A 20,429-nucleotide genomic window follows, 5' to 3' on the forward strand; every position below is an offset into this window, starting at 1 on the left:
TTTTTAAACATATCCACTATATAATAAAATTAAAGAAGCCATCTATATTATAAATGGCTTCTTTAACCTACTAAAATTATCTACTCATATAATCTTTTAAAATCTTCAGTGGCCTTAACAAGTTCACTTAAAGTACCTGGTTCCATGCCTGAATGCCCTGCATCTTTAATTATATCACACAGATCTTTGTAAAGTATTTCTACATTTTAATATTGAAACTGATAAATTCAGTGTTCTTCCCTATAAAAGGTTTAATTAACACAAAGATATTGTGTTGTTATTTGTATAAAGCTCCTCTTATTTGATATAATTTAAATGTAACGCATTTTCTAAAGTAATAATCCATCATAACTAGCTACTTACTAATTAGTCTTATTAAATGTAGTATCTAAATAGAATATAATAATAAATCATTACTGTGGAGGTAACTAAATGTATAAACTTTTTTACGAAGACCAATATATAAAAGATTTTACTGCTGAAATAATTGATATAAAGGAGATAGATAATAAATTTCATGTATCCCTAGATAAGACAGCATTTTTCCCTGGTGGTGGTGGCCAACCCTCTGATTCAGGACTTATAGATAATCATACAGTTATAGATGTATATGAGAAGGATGGCACCATATACCATGTTGTAGAAAAAAAGCCTATTAAAATACATAGGGTTAAATGTTCTATAAACTGGAGTAAAAGAATAGATGGTATGCTTCAACATTTCGGTCAGCATGTTCTTTCGGGATGTTTCTTTAAACTATTTAATACAAATACTGTAGGATTTCATCTAGGATCTGATATTAGTACTGTAGATATTGAAGGACATCTCACTGAAGAGCAAATAAGAAAGGCTGAAACCTTTGCTAATGATATTATTGAAGAGAATATCATTGCTGAATTCTTTATACCTTCAAGAAAAGAACTTAAAAATGTAAATTTACGAAGAGCTCTCCCAAAGACAAATGATGAAATAAGAGTTGTTAAAATAGGCGATTTAGATATAAATGCTTGTTGTGGCGTTCACCCTAGCTCTACACTAGAACTTAGAATGATAAAAATAAAAAGGTGGGAGAAGAATAAAAATGCCACAAGAATAGAATTTTTAGCTGGAAGGCGAGCAGTAGACTATTGTTTTAAAAAGGATAAATTCTCTTATGACCTTTGCAGACATTTAAGTTGCAATGAAGACGAAGCTACAAATGCCATTAAGAATTTAAATGATAACTTAAAATCAGCTCTAGATAGTAATAAAAAGTTAAAGGTTGATCTTCAAAGTTATCAAATTAAAGAAATCCTAGAAGGCTCAGAAAAAATAGGGACCTTTAATCTTATAAGCAAAATATATATTGATGATGACATAAAGTATATAAGTAAACTAGCCTCAAAACTTGTAGAACATGAAAATACTATAGCCCTTATAATAGTAACTTCAAATGAAAGAGCTAATTTAATATTTGCCTCTTCAAAAGATATACAAAAATTAAACATGAATGATCTTTTAAAGGATGCTATAAGCCTTATAGATGGAAAAGGTGGCGGTAGTAAGCTTCTAGCTCAAGGTGCCGGGAAAAATAATAGTAATCTTAAGTCAGTTATTGATTATGCATCTATGAAGATAAAAAATATTATCCTTGACTCCCCTACTCCTACATTGATATAATCACAAATACCATGTATTTGATATTCATTATCAAATACATGGTGTTTTTTGATTGTTTTTATTAATCTTTAAAGGAGATTTTATATGAAAAAATATATATCTAATGTTATTTCACCTAAGGTTAGCATAGCTCCTATGGTCGATGTAACTGATAGACATTTTAGATACTTTCTGAGAATCCTTACAAAAAGACCTCTACTTTACACTGAAATGATAAGTTGCCAAGGCATTATTAATGGGAACAAAAATAAATTGCTAGACTTTAACAAAGTGGAAAAACCTTTATCATTACAAATTGCGGGAAGTACACCTGAAGAAATTTATGAAGCAGTTAAAATTGCTGATAACTGGGATTATGATGAGCTTAATTTAAATGCAGGATGTCCCTCTGATAGAGTTTCAGGAAATTTTATGGGCGCTACATTAATGGCCTATCCAAAACTTGTTAAAGAAATGGTTGATGCCATGAGATCTGCTACAAAAAAGCCTATAACTATTAAACATAGAATTGGCATCGATGGGAAAAACATACTTCCACCATCCTTTCATAGAACCCTACTTGATAGCTATCAGGATATGTATGATTTTATTTCTATAGTTGAAAACTCTGAAATTGATAGATTTATTATACATGCAAGAATCGCAATACTAGATGGACTAAGTCCAAAAAAAAATAGAGAAATCCCACCCTTAAGGTATGAGGATGTTTATAGATTAAAAAAAGAGTTTCCATACCTTAATATGGAGATTAATGGTGGTATAAAAACTCTAGAAGAGATTAATCACCACCTTAAATTTGTTAATAGCGTAATGATTGGTAGAGCTGCTTATAATAACAGTTTTATGTTAAGAGAAATTGACTCACTTTATAATAAAGATTATATAAATAATATATCAAGAAAAGATGTTATAGAGGAGTTTATACCCTATATAGAAAACTTAGAAAGCCTTGGAGAAAACTCTTTTTATGCTATCAAACATATTATTGGATTATTTGAAGGTAAACCTGGAAGTAAAAGATGGAAGCAGATACTAGGAACGCCAGCTTCTAAAAATATAAAGGCTTCAGCTCTTCTTAAAATCGCATTAAGAGAACTCCCTAAAGAAGTCTTATATAACCTTTAAATCATTATCTAACGAAACATCCCCTATTTTTTAATATAATATATAAATTATATTGTATCACTTATGAACTAAAGGAATATATTGTAATTGTGTAAGGAATAAATAAGGAGATAAATATAATTATGTTTTATATGGAAGACTCTGAAGATTCTAGACTTAGTTCAGACTGCATAACACAAAAGAAATGTATACCACAAGAAACTGTAATAACTAATGTTAGGCTTGCTGCTGCATATGTTCCATACCAAAAGCTATGTACTCTTTTTTCACCTATTGAGTCACTTAAAAGAGGTACTGCTTTTCCGGAACTTTACAGTCCTTTTGAAGGAGAAAATAAAAAAGGTGTTAAACTAAGTAAGAGTGAAAAGGGAGGTTGCTATGAAAGGTGAAATAGATAGAATGGAACTTTTAAAACTAATTACTATTTCAAGTTTTATGAAAGAGGACCTTTCTTTGTATCTTAATACCCATCCAATGGATGAGAAGGTTATTACAAGATATAACTTCCACGTAATGGAATCAAAGGCCTTAAAAGAAAGGTATGAGATGAATTATGGCATGATATCCGAACATGACTCTTGTAGTCCTTGCCCTTGGCAATGGATAGATCAGCCATGGCCTTGGGAATATGAGGCTAACTTTAGATTTCATAAGGAGGGGATATAATTTATGTGGACATACGATAAATACCTACAATATCCTGTTAAAATAAAAAATCCTAGCCCTAGAATGGCAAAGGTAATTATAACTCAATATGGTGGACCCGATGGTGAACTTGGTGCGGCACTTAGATACTTAAGCCAAAGATTTACTATGGTTACTCCTGAAGCTATAGCTACATTAAATGATATTGGTACAGAGGAATTAGCCCATTTAGAAATGGTTGGTTCCATGGTTCGTCAATTAATGAAAGGTGCAAGCATTGAAGAAATTGATGCACAGGGTATGGGTGCTTATTTTGCCGATCATGGTAGAGGGGTATATCCTGCAAGTGCTTCAGGTGTGCCATTTAACGCTGCCGGTATCCAATCAAAAGGTGATCCAATTGTTGACCTTACAGAAAACTTAGCAGCAGAACAAAAAGCAAGAGCTACTTATGAGTATTTAATAACTATGGCTGATGATCCTGATGTAATAGAACCTTTAAAGTTTTTAAGAGAGAGAGAAGTTGTACACTATCAAAGATTTGGAGAAGCTCTTAGAATTGTTCAAGAAAAGTTACAAGAACCACGCCTATATATGATGAAATAATTACTTCGTTAACTTAAAATAAATTTTAAATTAATATTGAGATTATAATATATCTCTAAACATAGTAAGCCTGCCACTTTTATGTGGTGGGTTTTGTTTTAATTTGCTGAGTATTGGTTTAAAATTACATAAGAAACAAGTAGGAACAACAGATAATAAAGAAACATATGTATTAAATGTCAAGTGATTCTTAGACTCAGGTGGAGTTTGCTTATATATAATGAATACATCTCTTGATCTGAGTCTTAGAATAACTTATCCATGGGCATAGCCACCGTCATCCCACACCTTGAAGAAAATATAGGCGTTACTTATGGTAACTTAGATGAAGGAAGCTATATACTAAATCCAGCTCAATTATAGCTACATTACAAAGGTTATTTCCAGGTACTATTATATTTTATAAACGTATCTATCATATATACTCTATATTTTCAATATATTTCTGCTATAATTAAATAAGGGTAATTAAACAGGTTAGTATTATAATTTGCTTAATAATACTAACCTTTAGTTATTCTAAAAATCAAAGTTCCAATTTACAAACTTATTATTGAAAGCGAGGATATGCTAAATGAAAAATAAAATTATTTTTATACTTTTAATAAGTATTATAATTACTGGGTTATTTTCTCCAGTAAGCGTAAGGGCAAAGGATGAAAATAAACGTATAGTAACTTTGGGTTCAGATTTAACAAAGGCCCAAAGACTTCAGATGCTAGAAAGATTTGATGTAACAGAAAATCAAATAGAAAAAGATGAAATTAAAGAAGTAGAGGTAACTATACAAGATATAAGAGAGCAACTCGGTATGGATACTAGTAAACCTGTAGCTAAGGGCAGCGTTTCTATTTCTAGCTGTTATGTTGAGGTATTGCCTAAAGGAAAGGGTATAAGTGTAACCACAAATAATTTAACAGAAGTAAATAAAAACATGCTATCTAATGCCATTGTAACCTCTGGAATAACAGATGCAAAGGTAATAGCGGATGCTCCTTATAAGGTAACGGGAACTGCTGCACTTGCTGGTATACTGAAGGGATTCGAACAATCTATGGGTAAAGAATTACCTTTAGAAAATAAAGAGGTAGCAAGAGATGAAATAAATGTAACTAAATCTTTAGGGAATGAAATAGGACCAGATAAAGCGTCTTCATTAATAAATGATGCAAAAACAGAAGTGATAAAAGAAAAACCTAAAGATAAACAAGACATAGTAGGAATAGTGGACAAAACTGCTGATAGATATGAGGTTAAGCTATCTGAAAGCCAGCAACAAAGCATCACAGAGCTTTTAACAAAATTAAATGATTTAGATTTGAATTATAAAGACCTAAAAGGTACTTTGTCTAAGTTAAATGATACAATGACAAAGAGTTTAGAAAAATCAGGAGTTATTTTGAAGGAAAATAACACTTTATTAAAAAAGATTTCCAGACAGCTAGATAGGTTTGGAAGCTTTATTAAAGGAATATTTAATAAAGACTCAATAGAAAAGATAGAGCCTGCTGATATAGAAACTAAAAAGACACAAATTAAAGATACCATAGATGATCTAATTGAAAAAGTACCAGCAAAGTAAAATTTAATTAAACAATCTATAAAGACTATGAATTTAGAATATATATCTAAGTTCATAGTCTTTTTACATTATACTATTTAGTTGATTTTATGGCGGATACTTCTGCAGCCATAATGTATTCTCCAACCTTTAGCTTATGTCCCCATTTTTCAGCATATTCTTTAGATACTTTTTTGGTATTGATATTAATATCATTAAAACCAGCCTTTTCTAAATAACCTTTTAATTCTTCCACGGAAGATGCACCAGTAACTCATCCACAGTAAAGTTTTTCATCTTGCTTCATTTCAGATGTTAATTCTTTCATAAGAACTATATCAGAAATTGCAACTCTGCCACCTTTTTTTAACACACGATAAGCTTCATTATAAACTCTTTGCTTATTTGGTGATAGATTTATAACACAATTGGAGATGATTACATCCGCTGTATTATCAGCCACAGGCAGATTTTCGATTTCACCTAATCTAAAGTCTACATTTTTATATTGGTGCCTTTTGCAACTTCGTCTTGCACTAGTTATCATCTCTGATGTCATATCTACCCCTATAATGTATCCATTAGCTCCAACCTTTTTTGAGGCTAAAAAGCAATCAAAACCCCCACCACATCCAAGGTCTATAACGGTTTCACCTGACTTTATCTTAGCTATTAGTTGAGGATTACCACATCCAAGTCCCATATTAGTCTCCTCTGGAGCCCCTAATATTTCTTCATCAGAATAACCTATTTTGCGAGAAATCTCTAAGGCTGATTTTTTTAATGATAACTCATTATTATCACAACAGCCAGATTTTTTTGAATTAGATATAGCAATCTTTTTATAACTGTCACGAACTAAATTTCTAACATCTATTTTTTTAATATCACTCATTTTACAATCTCCTTTTAATATCTCGAATAGTTTAGGCTAAACGGATTTATTTTAATTCTTCTAAAGTTGATAAAATATCCAGAACCTTATAATCTACAATACTATAATGAGTCCACATGCCCCTTTTCTCAGATTTTAAAATATTAGCCTCCTTTAAAATTTTAAGATGTTGAGATAAGTTAGACTGACTAAACTCTACATCTTCATTTAATTTACATACACAAAGTTCCCCTAAAGATAACCTTTTTACTATTTTTAATCTTATAGGATGAGCCAAGGCTTTAAGAATCTTAACTTCATTTTCCATAAAGTCTCCTAACACTTGTTTATAATATATATACTATTGCGACTATATAAGTATATAATTAAATAGTAATATAGTGTTAAGGCTTTGTCAATAATTATAAAATAAATTATTATAGTTTACTTTTTAATGGTTTGTCTTTATATTTTATTGTATAAAAATATGACTACTATGGTATTGAAAATTAAGAGTATAACTTCAATTCAAGTTTTATGATATAATTTATAGAATGTAACTAAATCCTTTGATTTGAAATCATAGTATGTTACAAAACTAAAAGTGAAGAAGGCGAATACATTTTGATAGGAACTAAAAGAGATAATATAAAAATAGGTTCAAAAGTAACAGTAGTACAAAAGCAAGATCAACGTTCAGGAAAGCTTACAGAAGGCATTGTTAAAAGAATCCTTACAAATTCACAAAATCATCCCCGTGGGATAAAGGTAATGTTAGAAAGCGGTATTGTGGGAAGAGTAACAGAAGTATTTTAATTAATATAAAGCACCCTAGAGTGATAGTCAATGAGCTGACCTCCAATTGTAGATTTTTAAGTCTAACTTTTAGAGGTCCTTTCATAATCTGACTACTACGCTTAGGTGCTTTAACAATTTAATAAAATCTATTTTAAATTACTTTAAAATATTACATTTACCTACATATTACTATCATCAACAGCATCTAACCACTGCTTAACTGGTGTTATAACACTTTCGATGCATCCATCTTCAAATGGATTGTTTAAACTTGCATACTTAGTAAGTTCTAAGAAGGACTTGCTTCCGCCAACTTTACATAATCTTAAGTAATCTTCCCATGCCAATTCTTTGTTTTCATTAAATTTAACCCAAAACTGCAATGCACAAACCTGGGCTAATGTATAGTCTATATAATAGAAAGGTGACTCAAATATATGTCCTTGCCTAAACCAATATCCACCATTATTTAGGAATTCACTATCCTCATAGTCCTTACTTGGTAAATATTTTGCTTCGATTTCTCTCCAAGCCTTTTTTCTTTCCTCTGGTGTAGCTGTTGGGTTTTCATACACAAAATGTTGGAATTCATCTACTGTAACTCCATAAGGTATAAATGTTAGTGCGCTAGCCAAATGTGTGAATTTATATTTAAGTTCATCTTCTTTAAAGAATAACTTCATCCAAGGCCATGTAATAAATTCCATACTCATTGAATGTATTTCCGCAGCTTCGTAGGTTGGAAATTCATATTCTGGCACTTCAAGATTTCTACTAGAATAAACCTGAAAAGCATGTCCAGCTTCGTGAGTAAGTACATCTACATCTCCAGATGTTCCGTTAAAGTTAGAAAATATAAATGGAGCCTTGTACTTTCCAATGAAGGTGCAATAGCCTCCCCCAGCTTTACCTTTTTTACTTACCAAATCCATAAGTTCGCCTTCTACCATAAAGTTGAAAAATTCATTAGTTTCTGGCGACAATTCTTTATACATTTGCCTTCCGTTATTTAAGATCCAATCTGAATCTCCCTTAGGTACAGCATTTCCACTTAAAAATTTTAACGGTTCGTCATAATATTTAAGACTTTGAAGACCTAATCTTTTAGCTTGTCTTTTCTTTAATTCCTCTGCTACAGGGACTATATACTCTAGTACTTGCTTTCTATAATTTGATACCATCGTTGAATCATAATCTGATCTCATCATTCTTATATATCCAAGCTCTACGTAATTATTATATCCTAGCTTTTTAGCTATTCTATCCCTTACTTTAACTAATTTATCGTATATTTCATCAAACCTTTTTTCATTTTCTACATAGAAGTTAGTAGAAGCTTCGTAAGCTTTCTTTCGCATTTCTCTATCCTTTGATTGTATAAAAGGATCGATTTCTGCTAGGTTTCTGTCTTCTCCTTCAAACATTATCTTAGCTGAAGCTTTAAGCTTACCATATTCAGTTGCAAGCTTATTTTCTTCCTGAAGATCACCTATTATTTCAGGTTTAAATGTCTTTAGTTGCATTTGTGCTAAAGTAAATAATTGCTTTCCCCATTTTTCTTCTAATTGATTTTTAAATTTAGAATTTACTAAAACCTTATAATAATTTGATATAATTCCTTCATATATTGGCATAGATTCATCTATAAATTCTTGCTCTTTTTCATAAAACTCATCTACAGTATTAATAGAACTTCTTATACCAACTAGTTGTGCCATAGAATCTATTTCACTTCTTAGATGATTTATTTCCTTCATTATTTTGTCTTGCTCAATTAAACTTTCAGCCGCTTGAAACTTTTCTATTAAATCATTAAATAACTTTTCTGCTTTATCCATATCTGGTCTTTCATATTTATAATCTTTAAATTTTAACAATATAATTCCCCCTCTTATTTTTAAATCTTCTTATTAAAATAATATCCATAATGATTTTATCTTACCATATATTCAGAACTTTGTGAATTCAAGCTTTTAATAATTAATAAAAGACATTTTCATTAGTCTAAAATATAAGGTATAATTAGATGAAATAGGATCTAATTATATAACGATTAGTTGTATTATTATCCAATATATAAACTTTATAAATAACCTAACATTAAAATACAAGGAGTGAGTTACATTAAAGATACAGATTACAAAGTTTTAATAGAAAACCTAAAAACTTCAGAGGATAAAGAAAGAGCTAAAATAATAGATACACTTTCAAAGAATTATACTTTAGCGCTACCTCTTTTATGGAAGGAATCTTTAGAGAATGAAAATCCAAGAGCAATGCTTTCTGCTATAAGGGATATTATAAAAAAAGAAAAGCCAAGAGAAATGCTTAAAAGAAACATAGGTAGTTCTAAAGAAAAGCTTAAAAGCTTTCTTCAAAGTCCAGATGCAAAAACAAGAAAAAACACCTGTGGTATAATTAGTGAATTAGCTGATCCTGCCTATTTAAGCGCCTTATACACTGCCTTTGAAAAAGAAGATCAGCTATTTGTAAAATCTTCCTATATCCTTGCCATAGGAAACTGTGGAAAAGCTTCTGACGGTGAAAAGCTAGAGAAAATACTTGAAAGTTTAATATCAAATGAAAAAGCTTGCAGGGATGAAAGTGAACTAATAAAAAATGCAAAACATCTAAATGAAGAGAAGCTTGTCCTAGGAAGAGCAATAGCTAAATTGTCTAAATGTGTAAGGCATAAATTTAAAGGCTTTGAAGAGCCTGTTCCTATGCTAGTTACAGCAATGAACAAAGAGTTTAGAGTTACTCTAAATGAACTTAAAGAAAAGTCAATTAAGGGTAATCTTGTAGATAATGGTATCCTTATTAAAGAAAAGGACTTAGATAAAATCTACAGCTGCAGAACCTTTTATGAACTTCTTTACCCTTTAGATTCCTTAGAAAAGCTAGAATTTAATTCTGATATAATAGCTTCAGCAATTTTAAAAGCTAATATTATAGACTTTTTAAATAGTTGTCATGAAAATGCATCTATTCCTGATGATTATTTTCCTTATAGAATTGAATTAAAAACTGAAAGTTACAATAAAGAAAGATCAGACTTTTTAAAAAGCTTATCTATAAAATTAGATGAACTTTCAAACGGAAAGCTTAAAAATAGTCCATCTTCCTATGAAGTTGAAATTAGAATAGTTGAAAAAAATAACATTTGCAGTGTGTTCATTAAGCTCTATTCATTTAAAGATACACGATTTGACTATAGAGAAAATACCTTAGCAAGTTCCATAAACCCAGTTACCGCAGCAATTGTAGTAAAATCTATAGAAAAATGGTTGAAAAATGATTCAAAGGTTTTAGATCCTTTTTGTGGAACCTCCACTATGTTAATTGAAAGGGCTAAATTAAAGGAAACTTCTAGTTTAACAGGAATTGATATATTTGGTGCTGCTATAGATTTCTCAAAAGTAAACTCAAGGCTTTCAAACACAAAAATAAAGCTTATAAATGAAGATATATTATCTTACAAAACTTTTGATGTCTTTGATGAGATTATATGTAATATGCCCTTTGAAGCCAACGTTGGAAGCAAAAATCACACTATAGATTTATATCGTGGATTTATAGACATGATTCCAAAACTTGTAAAGCCTAATGGGATGGTATTCCTTTATACGGTAGAAAAAAACTTACTTAAACAAAATCTATCAGGTAATAATCACTTAGAACTTCTTGATGAAATAAAGATTGAAAGTGGCGGGCTTACACCAAATGTCTTTGTACTAAGAGTCAAGTAAACTGTAAACTATTATAGTAATAGATATAATTAAAAGTATCAACCTTTAAGGTTAATACTTTTAATTTTTTATATTGTACTCTATCATCATAAATACAGACTATATGATAAATTTCTTCACTCTTATAAAAAGGCATGTATTTTTATCTTAAGGTCACTTTTTATCTTTTAAATTTAGGGTATGTGATCTATAAATAATATTTAAATTCCCTGTTTCATCATCTTCTATAACTTTAGCATCAACTTCATATAAAGATTTTATTAGTTCCTTTGTTAGAACTTCTTTTGGAGTTCCATAACTAATAATCTTTCCAGCCTTCATTGCATAAATTTTATCGCAATACAGGGCAGCAATATTTAAATCATGAATGGCTGATATAACAGTTATATCAAGTTCTTTTACAGTAGACATAAACTGGAGTTGATATTTTATATCTAGATGATTTGTAGGTTCATCTAGTATAAGACACTCTGCCTTTTGTGCTAGTGCTCTTGCAAGAATTATTCTTTGCTTTTCGCCTCCAGACAAAGTAGAAAAGCTTCTTTTAGCATAACTTTTCATACCCACCTTCTCTAAGGACTCCTCCATTATTTCATAATCTTTAGCATTGTCTTTCTCTATAAACTTCTTATGTGGAGAACGTCCCATTAAAACCATATCTGCCACATTAAAGTCAAAGTTATAATTATTATGTTGAGATACCACTGCCATTCTTTTAGCACTTTCCTTTATTGAAAAATCTCTTATATCTTTATCATCTAAAAATATTGTTCCAATAGAAGGTTTAAGACTTCTATATAAACATTTTAAAAGTGTACTCTTTCCACTACCATTAGGTCCTATAATTCCTACAAATTCTTTTTTATTTGCATGAATAGAAATTCCCTTTAAAATATGACTTTCTCCTAAGTAAGCTTCTAAATCTAAAGTCTTTATTTGCATTAAGAATTACCTCCAAATCCATAGGATTTACTTACCATAAGATATATAAAACATGGTGCACCTATCATAGAAATTAATATACCTATTGGAAGTTCACTTCCTTTTACTATAACTCTAGATAAAACATCTGCCCAAACCAAAAATATAGCTCCTATTAATGCTGATAGTAAGATAATTCTTTTATGGTCCGTTCCAAATATCATTCTTGCAATATGTGGTATTATAAGTCCAACAAAGCCAATCATGCCTGATGAATACACTATAAACCCAATTACAACAGACGTAACTATAAGATAAAGTTGTCTATACCTATGTAAATTTGTTCCTAAAGTTATAGCTACTTCATCACCTAGTAACATCAAATTAAGTGTTCTATATTGAGTAATAAAGAATAATGTAGCTAATATTACAATAGGTAAAATTATTCTTATACTTTCCCATTTCGCTCCTGCAAGACTCCCCATAAGCCAATAAGTTATATTTTGCATTCCCTCTCTATTATCAGAGAAATATATGATAAAACTTGAAAAGGCTGAGCAAACTGAACTTAATGCCATACCCGAAAGCAAAAGCTTCGTAGAATTAGATCTTCCATTTACATTTGCTAATATTAACACTAATATTGATATTGTAAACGCACCTATAAATCCACTTATTCCTACATAATTGCTTCCAAAAAATGTACCTACTCCAAGCATAATTGCAAGTGTAGCTCCAAGTGATGCACCTGATGAGATTCCAAGTATATAAGGATCTGCTAAAGGGTTTCTTACAATAGCTTGCATTACAACTCCAGATACCGAAAGGCCTATTCCTACAGCTACTGCTAAGATAATCCTTGGTAGCCTTATAAACCACACAATATCATGTAAAGCTCCTTTTGATAAAACTTCATAGTCTCCAACATTAAATACCTTGTACATTATAATTTCATAGACATCTTTTATAGAAATATCAACGGAACCCATAGTTACAGTTAATAAAACAGAAAATATCAAAACAGCTACAAGTATAATGGAAACACCTACATAAGCAGGTGTACCATTTAATAATCCATTTTCTTTATCCCTTTTATAACTTCTTTTCATTTTTATTTATTCTCGTATAACTCAGGGTATAATCCCTTAGAAATTGTTTTTATACCATCTAAGGTTCTAATTCCACTAGAATAAACCTCACTTAACATTATAGGATTAACTCGTTTTGACTTTATAGCTGAAACACTTGAAAGAGCAGGGTTATCTAGAATAGAATTTACAGCAGCATCCCTTTCAATTTCTTTTCCATAATATACTGTGAAAATAACATCTGGATTAAGCTTTACTAAATCCTCATTACCTATCTTACCATTGGATTTTGCTACAAGATCTGCCCCTACTTCTTTTGCAATATCTCCGCCTATACTATCTTCTCCATAAATTCTGTATACTCCATTTTTTTGAACTTCTAAAATTACTGATTTAACAGTTTCTTTACCTTTAACAAAGTCTTTTGATTTTTGAATTTCCTTTTTCATTTCATTAACTATATCATTTGCCTTATCTTCTACATCGAAAACTTTACCCATATTTAAAATATCATCATATTCATTTTGTAAAGTATTTGGTTTAATCACTCCGCTATTTTGGGACATGTATGTATTTATATTTCTTTCATGCCAAAAGTTAACGTCACCAAATCTTTTTTCATCAAATAAGGAATACCAGCTTAATATAAAATCAGGTTGTAATGCAATAACTTCTTCTTTACTTGGTAGCTTTTCATAATACTTTAATTTATCAAAGTCATCTTTATATTCATCTTTAACTTCATGATCTAAACCTGACGTTGCAATAATCTTGTCTTTAAGCCCTAGTGCTAGCAAAGTTTCTATTGAGTTTTGATATACTGCAACAACCTTTTCCGGAGCTTTTTCAAAGGTTAACTCCACAGGTTCTTTAGCATAATTATAAGTTTTAATTGTTACAGGATAATGTGCTGACTTTTTATTACTATCTTCTACCTTAGTTCCGTCTTTAGGTGTAGTTACTGTATCCTTATTTGTGCATCCACTTATTCCAACTACCATCATTGCTGTTAATAAAATACTTATTATCTTTTTCATATAAATCTACCTCTCCCATACATTTTAATATTTTAGTGCGTGCCTTCTACTACAACTATGTTATGACTTTCAAATATCTCCTTTATTTCCTTGGTCCTATGTACTTCACATTTAACGATACATACCCCAAGATGAAGATTTTCAACGCCTAATTCTTCTAACCTTTTAGCAATCTTTATTAAATTTTCGTCAGAATTATTAGAACATGACTCGCAAGTAAAGAATGATACAATTTCCAAGTCCTTATCTTTATACCTACTGAAAGTTTTCTCTTTGTTATTTAAAGCTTTAAAACATCCCGCAGTTGTACATATTCCATTTATCTTTTCACATACTCCAATAGCTATCTTCATTTCTACCCCCTATAACATACATACCTTTCCACAAAATAATAGCCCTTTAACAACAGTTAAAGGGCTATTATTTATTAGAAAATATATTTTTGAATACAATTTTCAAATCAAATACCACCCCATCTTTCGTAGAGTCTTTAGTATGTAAAACAGGCATGTATTCTGGCTTAAGTATCAACATTCTTGCAGCCTTCCCAGTTTCCAAGTGGCATAATTGCAAGAACTCCTCTATTACAGCGGCGAGACCGCGTGGGATTCAAACCCACTTCCATTTTAGTAAGTATATATTAAATATAAACTTAACCTATTTTAAATTATTAAACTTTCAAAATTCATATTACCACATTTTACTCATACTATGCAATCTATTTAACAAGCCACCCTGTTTTAACTTCTTCAAGTATGTCCATATGTTTATAATTTTTTACTACCTCTATTAAATCTTCCATGGACTTATTTATAAACTTATTTTTATGATATACAATACTAAAGTGTCTATTCCATGCACATTCAGAATTTTGTATTACGTGAATTTCACCATCTTTTATTTCTTCTTCTACTAGTCTAACTGATATAGCCGCCAAATGCTGATTTTCTAAAACTGCCCTTTTAATAGCTCCAGGACAATTACTTTCCCATTTAGTTTTAATGGTTACTCCATTTTTCAACATATAATCTTCAAACAGTTCTCTAGTCCCACTACCTTTTTCACGCATAGCAAATCCTACACCCGATAATTCATTTAATTTAATTTCTTTTCTACTTGCAAATGGATGTTTAGTACTACAAACAAGAACTAAATAATCCTCTACCTCGGGAATACAGACTAAATCAGAACTCTTAATCTCGCCCTCTACAATACCAATATCTAATTCGGAATTCAATAACTTTTCTTCTATTATTTTTGTATTATTTACATAAGCATAGGTTTCAACCTCAGGATTACTCTCATTAAAGCTACTTAGAATATTACTTAAAATACAGTTCCCTATTGTAACCGTTGTCCCAATCCTTATCTTTTCCACATGTTTTGACTGAATCATATTTTCTTCTAAGTCATCAAATTGATTTACTACATATCTTGCATAAGAAAGCAACCTTTTCCCTTGCTCTGTTATGTATAGCTTCTTGCAAAAACGTTCAAATAAAAGAACACCATAGTGCTGTTCCAATTCTTTAATTGTTTGACTTACTGTGGGCTGTGAAAGAAAAAGATTCGATGCAGCTATGCTCATTTTCCCACTATCTGCTACTTCAATAAATATTCTTAAATGCCTTATAGTCATAGTATCCTCCTCTGTTTAATGGACCATTTTAATAATTGATAGGTTTTACCTATGATATTGATAAGATATTATCACTTTCTTAATAACTACACAAGTGATATATTTATATTATAAGCTAATTATTATATTTGATGGGGGATTATATTATGGCAACTTTAACTATTAGTACTGAAGATGAAAAAAGAGTAAAGGCACTAGGATTTCTTAGCAATAAAGGCACTGACAACTTCTCTGCAAGAATTATTACTGTAAATGGTAAGATCACGTCTTCTCAAAATAAATGTATATCAGAAGCAGCTGAAATCTTCGGAAGTGGAATTGTAACTTTTACTACTAGGCTAACTGTAGAAGTCCAAGGCATACCCTATAATAAAATTGATGACTTTAGAGCATACCTCTCGAAAGAAGGACTTATAACAGGTGGTACTGGGGCTAAAGTTCGCCCAATTGTATCTTGTAAGGGTACAACCTGCCAATATGGATTAATTGATACCTTTGGCTTATCAGAAGAAATACATGAAAGATTTTTTAAGGGCTACTCAAATGTTAAGTTACCTCATAAATTTAAAATTGCTGTAGGTGGCTGCCCTAATAATTGTGTTAAACCAGAATTAAACGACCTTGGTATAATTGGTCAAAGAATTCCAAACTTTAATGCGGATGAATGTAAGGGTTGTAAAAAGTGTTCCGTAGAAGCTGCCTGTCCGGTGAATGCCTCTAAGGTAATTGATGGCATTCTAAAAATTGACAAAGATAAATGTAATAATTGCGGACGTTGTATTGGTAAGTGTCACTTTAAAGCTATAGAAGATGGTATAACAGGCTATAAAATATACGTAGGTGGTCGATGGGGAAAGCGTATTTCTCACGGTATTGCACTTAACAAAATATTTCTAGACAAAAAAGAGGCTATAGACGTAATAGAGAAAACTATACTTTTATATAAAGATCAAGGTAAAGCTGGAGAGCGTTTAGCTGAAACCATTCAAAGACTTGGTTTTTTAGATATTCAAAATCAGCTGCTATCAAATGACCTTTTAGATAGAAAAGATAAAATATTAGCACTAAGCTCTCTTTAGAACCTATAACTAAAAGATAAAAACCACTCAATTAAAGAGTGGTTTTTATCTATTCAAAGTATACTTTAAAAATATATCATTCGTAACTAGAATGATGTGACTATTTTAAGGTTTAATACTCTTTTGCATTTGTGATATTAATTCCTTTATAGTTATAGTATCTACATCAATTCCTGCTAGGGATACGCCCCCTTCAATACATGTCTTAACTGTCCTTGACATACTAGCATCACCAATTGATATAGCACCTACTATGCTATTACCTTTTATGAATATTTTAATATACTTACCATCTACTTCTTCACTTATACTATTATCATAGCTTCCGTAACTTACATCCCCCATAGAAAATAAGGAAGTATTAAAGGCATTAAATACCGTAACAGGAACTGCACCTTTATATATTAAATCATCTCCAGCCATATTATTTCCAGCTACTGTACCCTGTTCCGTAGCCTTCATCCATAATCCCTCTATATTTCCTTTAAATTCAGCAACATCACCTGCTGCATAAACATCTTTAACTGAAGTTTCCATGTTATCATTTACTACAATACCTTTATTAGTTTCAATTTTAGTATCCTTTACCATTTCAAGATTTGGAATCATTCCTATAGAGTATATTACCATATCACAAGGAATAACATGCTTTTCATTTACGCTAACAGCCTCTACTTTTTCATGCCCTAAAATTTCATCTACCCTAGTATCACAAATGAATTTTACTCCTGTATTTTCTATCTTTTCTTTTAATATAGATGATGCTCTTTCATCTAACAACCTTGGCATAAGTCTCTTTCCAGCTTCAACAATAAATACTTCTTTTCCATTTAAATGCAATGTCCAAGCGGTTTCAAGACCTTGAACCCCTCCACCTATATGAACAACATTATGTTTTTCTTTAAGATAACCTTTAATATTATTTGCGTCTACTACATTTCTAAGGGTAAACACCCCTTCTTTATCTGAACCTATAATAGGTAACGTCCTATTTCTTGACCCTGTAGCGATTAACAATTTATCGTAGGAAATGTTTTCTCCATTTGAACTCATTAAAATCTTATTTTCTACATCTATCTTTAAAATTCTTGTATCTTTAAAAAAGCTTATATTGTTTTCTTCATACCACTGTTGCTTTTTCAAAAGAATTTTATCATTATTTAAATCTTTAAATAAGTCTTTAGATAACTTTATTCTTAAATATGGCATCATCGACTCTTCTCCATATATAGCTATGGTTCCACTTTTATCTTTATCTCTAATAGCCTTAGCTGCACTAATTGCAGAAATACCACTTCCTATAATAACATAACTTTTATTCATATACTGTACCTCTTTCATCTATAATTATAATAAGCTTATTATAATTATTTTAAATCTTTATTAGATTATACTTTATTTCCTTGGAAATATCTTTGATCCTGATCACTTTTTCCTAGATATAGTTCCATCTAAAGGTGATATTTCATACAAATATATGAAACCTTTATTCTTTGTAACCTCTACATAATAAGCACCATCCATAAGCTCTACCTGGAAAAATACATCCTCTTCATTTAAATCAGTTCGTTCTTTAAAAAAGTCATTAGCTGCTATCTCGGCTGCTGCATACCATGTAATATAACTAGGATTAACATTTCCAATGTAACTATGTTTTAGCTTACTAGCATCTATAATTCTGTCCTTATTATAAGGTACTAACTTAGCTTCTTCTTTATTAAATCTTTTATTAAACTCTTCATTTTTAACCAACTTTTTATCTTGTAGCCAATCCATGTAATGATATCCAATTCCCTCTTCATCTATAAGTATAGTAGCTGGCATATTTTCATCATTAGACTCATATAAAAAATATATTTTACCTTCATCAAACATTATATTACTACACTTAATGTCTAACTTTGAATATTCAAGACCCATATTGTTTTTAATATTATCTTCTAAATTTACATTCTTTGATGAAAACTTATCAAAAGTATCAATATCTATCTTTTTATAAACCTTACCATTTATTTTTATATTATCCCTATCTATCATATCGATGCTTATAAAATTATTTTCTACATATTTACTATGTGTTTCTATCTTTACTAGTACAGCATCTTTGTTTATGTTACTTATATATCCTTCATAATTGGGCTCAGTTGCATAATTAAATTTAGCACTATTATGTTCTGCAATTAAATTTATTTTCTTCTTTTCAAAATTAAATATAACTTTATCATTATCTTCTTGTTGCCAGATCCCTATTATATCAGATTGTTGAAAAACATTTTTAAATAATTCTTCATTGTTAAAATAAATATTATTATAATCTTTTGCATTTTCTATTACCACTTCTGGCTTATTGTTATTTTTTATTAGAAATACTTTATTTCCCTCTGTTATATATGCTAAAAGATCTTCATTTACTAAAAAGTTTTTTACATCTCCTTGAACCTTATCTTTTCCAATATATAAGTCATTATTATCATTCAAGTAAACTATATTATCTTTATATTTTTGAATACTTGACAGAGGATCTGAACCAATCCTCTCCTTATGTCCACTAGGATCTATATTATAAATCATATCTTCATCAATATTTACAATAATTCCATCCCCTGTAGCCATAAGTATAGACCCTTGAGTTTTACATTCATAAATATTAACTGCTTCTTTTTCACTAAATTCTTTATAATAAAAAACAATATTTTCTTTATCTTGAACTGTATAATATACTCCCCTTTTATTCTTTGAAATCTTATAGTCAGAAATCTTTTCTGCTAACTTTATTGCTTCTTTGTTTTTGTTTTTATAATAAATTTCTATTCCCTTTTCAGAGTAAAAGTCCATTGTTAAATAAAGTATACCTCTATAAGCCTCCTCTATAAACATTGGAGGATTTTGTTCATCTACTGAAATATCCATAATTTCTTCTTTATCATTTTTCTTAATTTCATAGGAGTATACCTTGTTTTCTTCTGCAAAAAAAATCTTATCTTCCTTTAATCCTTTATTTCTTAAAAGCAGTGGTTCAATAGAAACCTTCTCACTTTCTTTATTTTCACTTTTAATGTATACATCTTTTAAACCTTTCAAATAAATCACTTCATTATTAATAATTTTAAATGCATCTACATCACTATCTATCGTAAGATCTTCCTTATATTCCTTATCTTCTATATTTCTATACAAATTATTATCTTTGTCTTTATAATAAATAGCATTTCCTTTATAATCACTAATTTTATAATCTAAAACATTAGAAGCTATCTCTCTTTTTTCACCATTTTCATCTATTGAAAATAAGTTATCTTTTTCATCTAATATTATATATTCCTTAGAGTTTTCTTTAAATTTTATACCTCTTGTCTTTATTGATCCTTCTAATAGCTTAAATGCTTCATTTTCTTCATTTAAACTATATAAGTCTCCAATATAAGTCTTCATAGTAAATAAGCCTTTACCATTAGACTTACTTAAATCCTTTTTATCTAAAACCTTGTAGCCAGTATACCCAAGTGCTGTAATTACACTAATTATAACTATAATTATTATTATATTCTTTTTATTATCCATATATCTTGGCAAATCATCTAAGTAAACTTATAACTTAGGACTTGCCATCTTACACCTCGCTTATTTTAATATTAAACTTACCAAACT

Annotated in this window: 19 protein-coding genes and 1 riboswitch; of the genes, 9 read left to right on the forward strand and 10 right to left on the reverse strand. The window is 30.0% G+C overall.

The features are described 5' to 3' along the window. The first annotated feature begins 432 nt into the window (after positions 1–432). The 6 genes from DY168_RS09235 (at position 433) to DY168_RS09260 (ending at position 5,617) form a co-directional block, all read left to right on the forward strand. Complete coding sequence (locus DY168_RS09235) at positions 433–1,659, forward strand: alanyl-tRNA editing protein (protein ID WP_115641520.1); 1,227 nt, start codon at positions 433–435, stop codon at positions 1,657–1,659. Positions 1,660–1,743: 84 nt separating this feature from the next. Then, positions 1,744–2,784 carry a tRNA dihydrouridine(20/20a) synthase DusA gene (gene dusA / locus DY168_RS09240; RefSeq protein WP_115641521.1) on the forward strand — a complete coding sequence of 347 codons (1,041 nt, stop codon included), beginning with the start codon at positions 1,744–1,746 and terminating at the stop codon, positions 2,782–2,784. A gap of 122 nt (positions 2,785–2,906) precedes the next feature. Beyond that, positions 2,907–3,173 carry a spore coat associated protein CotJA gene (locus tag DY168_RS09245; protein WP_207658378.1) on the forward strand — a complete coding sequence of 89 codons (267 nt, stop codon included), beginning with the start codon at positions 2,907–2,909 and terminating at the stop codon, positions 3,171–3,173. Then, complete coding sequence (locus tag DY168_RS09250; protein WP_115641522.1) at positions 3,163–3,450, forward strand: spore coat protein CotJB; 288 nt, start codon at positions 3,163–3,165, stop codon at positions 3,448–3,450. The genes DY168_RS09245 and DY168_RS09250 overlap by 11 nt, the downstream gene beginning before the upstream one ends. A 3-nt stretch (positions 3,451–3,453) precedes the next feature. Then, complete coding sequence (locus DY168_RS09255; RefSeq protein ID WP_115641523.1) at positions 3,454–4,035, forward strand: manganese catalase family protein; 582 nt, start codon at positions 3,454–3,456, stop codon at positions 4,033–4,035. Positions 4,036–4,609: 574 nt separating this feature from the next. After that, positions 4,610–5,617, forward strand: coding sequence for a DUF1002 domain-containing protein (locus tag DY168_RS09260; protein WP_115641524.1), 1,008 nt, complete (start codon positions 4,610–4,612; stop codon positions 5,615–5,617). 73 nt (positions 5,618–5,690) lie between these two features. Here the strand turns inward: DY168_RS09260 and arsM are convergent, their stop codons facing one another. Together arsM and DY168_RS09270 are read right to left on the reverse strand one after the other, a co-directional pair. After that, on the reverse strand, positions 5,691–6,491 hold the full coding sequence (gene arsM, locus DY168_RS09265; RefSeq protein ID WP_172556309.1) for an arsenite methyltransferase: 801 nt from the start codon (positions 6,489–6,491) through the stop codon (positions 5,691–5,693). A gap of 46 nt (positions 6,492–6,537) precedes the next feature. Continuing rightward, positions 6,538–6,798: an ArsR/SmtB family transcription factor gene (locus DY168_RS09270; RefSeq protein ID WP_115641526.1), complete on the reverse strand. Its 261-nt coding sequence runs from the start codon at positions 6,796–6,798 to the stop codon at positions 6,538–6,540. Between the two features lie 296 nt (positions 6,799–7,094). On the opposite strand from DY168_RS09270, the gene DY168_RS09275 reads away from it, so the two are divergent. Beyond that, a complete protein-coding gene (locus tag DY168_RS09275) occupies positions 7,095–7,286 on the forward strand; it encodes a YwbE family protein (protein ID WP_115641527.1) in 192 nt (63 codons plus the stop codon). 161 nt (positions 7,287–7,447) lie between these two features. On the opposite strand, the gene DY168_RS09280 is transcribed toward DY168_RS09275, so the two are convergent. Next, on the reverse strand, positions 7,448–9,106 hold the full coding sequence (locus DY168_RS09280) for a M3 family oligoendopeptidase (protein ID WP_115642461.1): 1,659 nt from the start codon (positions 9,104–9,106) through the stop codon (positions 7,448–7,450). Between the two features lie 276 nt (positions 9,107–9,382). Here DY168_RS09280 and DY168_RS09285 point away from each other — a divergent pair, with 276 nt between their 5' ends. Beyond that, positions 9,383–11,017: a methyltransferase domain-containing protein gene (locus tag DY168_RS09285; protein WP_242984094.1), complete on the forward strand. Its 1,635-nt coding sequence runs from the start codon at positions 9,383–9,385 to the stop codon at positions 11,015–11,017. Between the two features lie 153 nt (positions 11,018–11,170). Here the strand turns inward: DY168_RS09285 and DY168_RS09290 are convergent, their stop codons facing one another. The 5 genes from DY168_RS09290 to DY168_RS09310 all read right to left on the reverse strand — a co-directional run bounded on the left by DY168_RS09290 (position 11,171) and on the right by DY168_RS09310 (position 15,702). Then, positions 11,171–11,959 (reverse strand): ABC transporter ATP-binding protein, encoded by a 789-nt coding sequence (locus DY168_RS09290; protein WP_115641528.1) that lies wholly within the window; start codon positions 11,957–11,959, stop codon positions 11,171–11,173. After that, positions 11,959–13,047: a FecCD family ABC transporter permease gene (locus DY168_RS09295; protein ID WP_115641529.1), complete on the reverse strand. Its 1,089-nt coding sequence runs from the start codon at positions 13,045–13,047 to the stop codon at positions 11,959–11,961. The genes DY168_RS09290 and DY168_RS09295 overlap by 1 nt, the downstream gene beginning before the upstream one ends. Before the next feature lie 2 nt (positions 13,048–13,049). Continuing rightward, positions 13,050–14,063 carry an ABC transporter substrate-binding protein gene (locus DY168_RS09300; protein WP_115641530.1) on the reverse strand — a complete coding sequence of 338 codons (1,014 nt, stop codon included), beginning with the start codon at positions 14,061–14,063 and terminating at the stop codon, positions 13,050–13,052. Between the two features lie 32 nt (positions 14,064–14,095). Next, positions 14,096–14,416 (reverse strand): CGGC domain-containing protein, encoded by a 321-nt coding sequence (locus DY168_RS09305; RefSeq protein WP_115641531.1) that lies wholly within the window; start codon positions 14,414–14,416, stop codon positions 14,096–14,098. Between the two features lie 135 nt (positions 14,417–14,551). Next, positions 14,552–14,739, reverse strand: a riboswitch (cobalamin riboswitch). A 42-nt stretch (positions 14,740–14,781) separates the two neighbouring features. Beyond that, entirely contained in the window at positions 14,782–15,702 is a 921-nt protein-coding gene (locus DY168_RS09310) for a LysR family transcriptional regulator (RefSeq protein ID WP_115641532.1), read from the reverse strand. Positions 15,703–15,848: 146 nt separating this feature from the next. Here DY168_RS09310 and DY168_RS09315 point away from each other — a divergent pair, with 146 nt between their 5' ends. Next, entirely contained in the window at positions 15,849–16,781 is a 933-nt protein-coding gene (locus DY168_RS09315; protein WP_115641533.1) for a (4Fe-4S)-binding protein, read from the forward strand. Between the two features lie 105 nt (positions 16,782–16,886). On the opposite strand, the gene DY168_RS09320 is transcribed toward DY168_RS09315, so the two are convergent. Further along, entirely contained in the window at positions 16,887–18,104 is a 1,218-nt protein-coding gene (locus tag DY168_RS09320) for an NAD(P)/FAD-dependent oxidoreductase (RefSeq protein ID WP_115641534.1), read from the reverse strand. Between the two features lie 102 nt (positions 18,105–18,206). After that, positions 18,207–20,342, reverse strand: a complete 2,136-nt coding sequence (locus tag DY168_RS09325) for a transcriptional regulator (protein WP_147291420.1) — start codon at positions 20,340–20,342, stop codon at positions 18,207–18,209. Between the last annotated feature and the right edge of the window lie 87 nt (positions 20,343–20,429).

It is taken from the genome of Clostridium putrefaciens (assembly GCF_900461105.1).
GTDB lineage: Bacteria > Bacillota > Clostridia > Clostridiales > Clostridiaceae > Clostridium_L > Clostridium_L putrefaciens.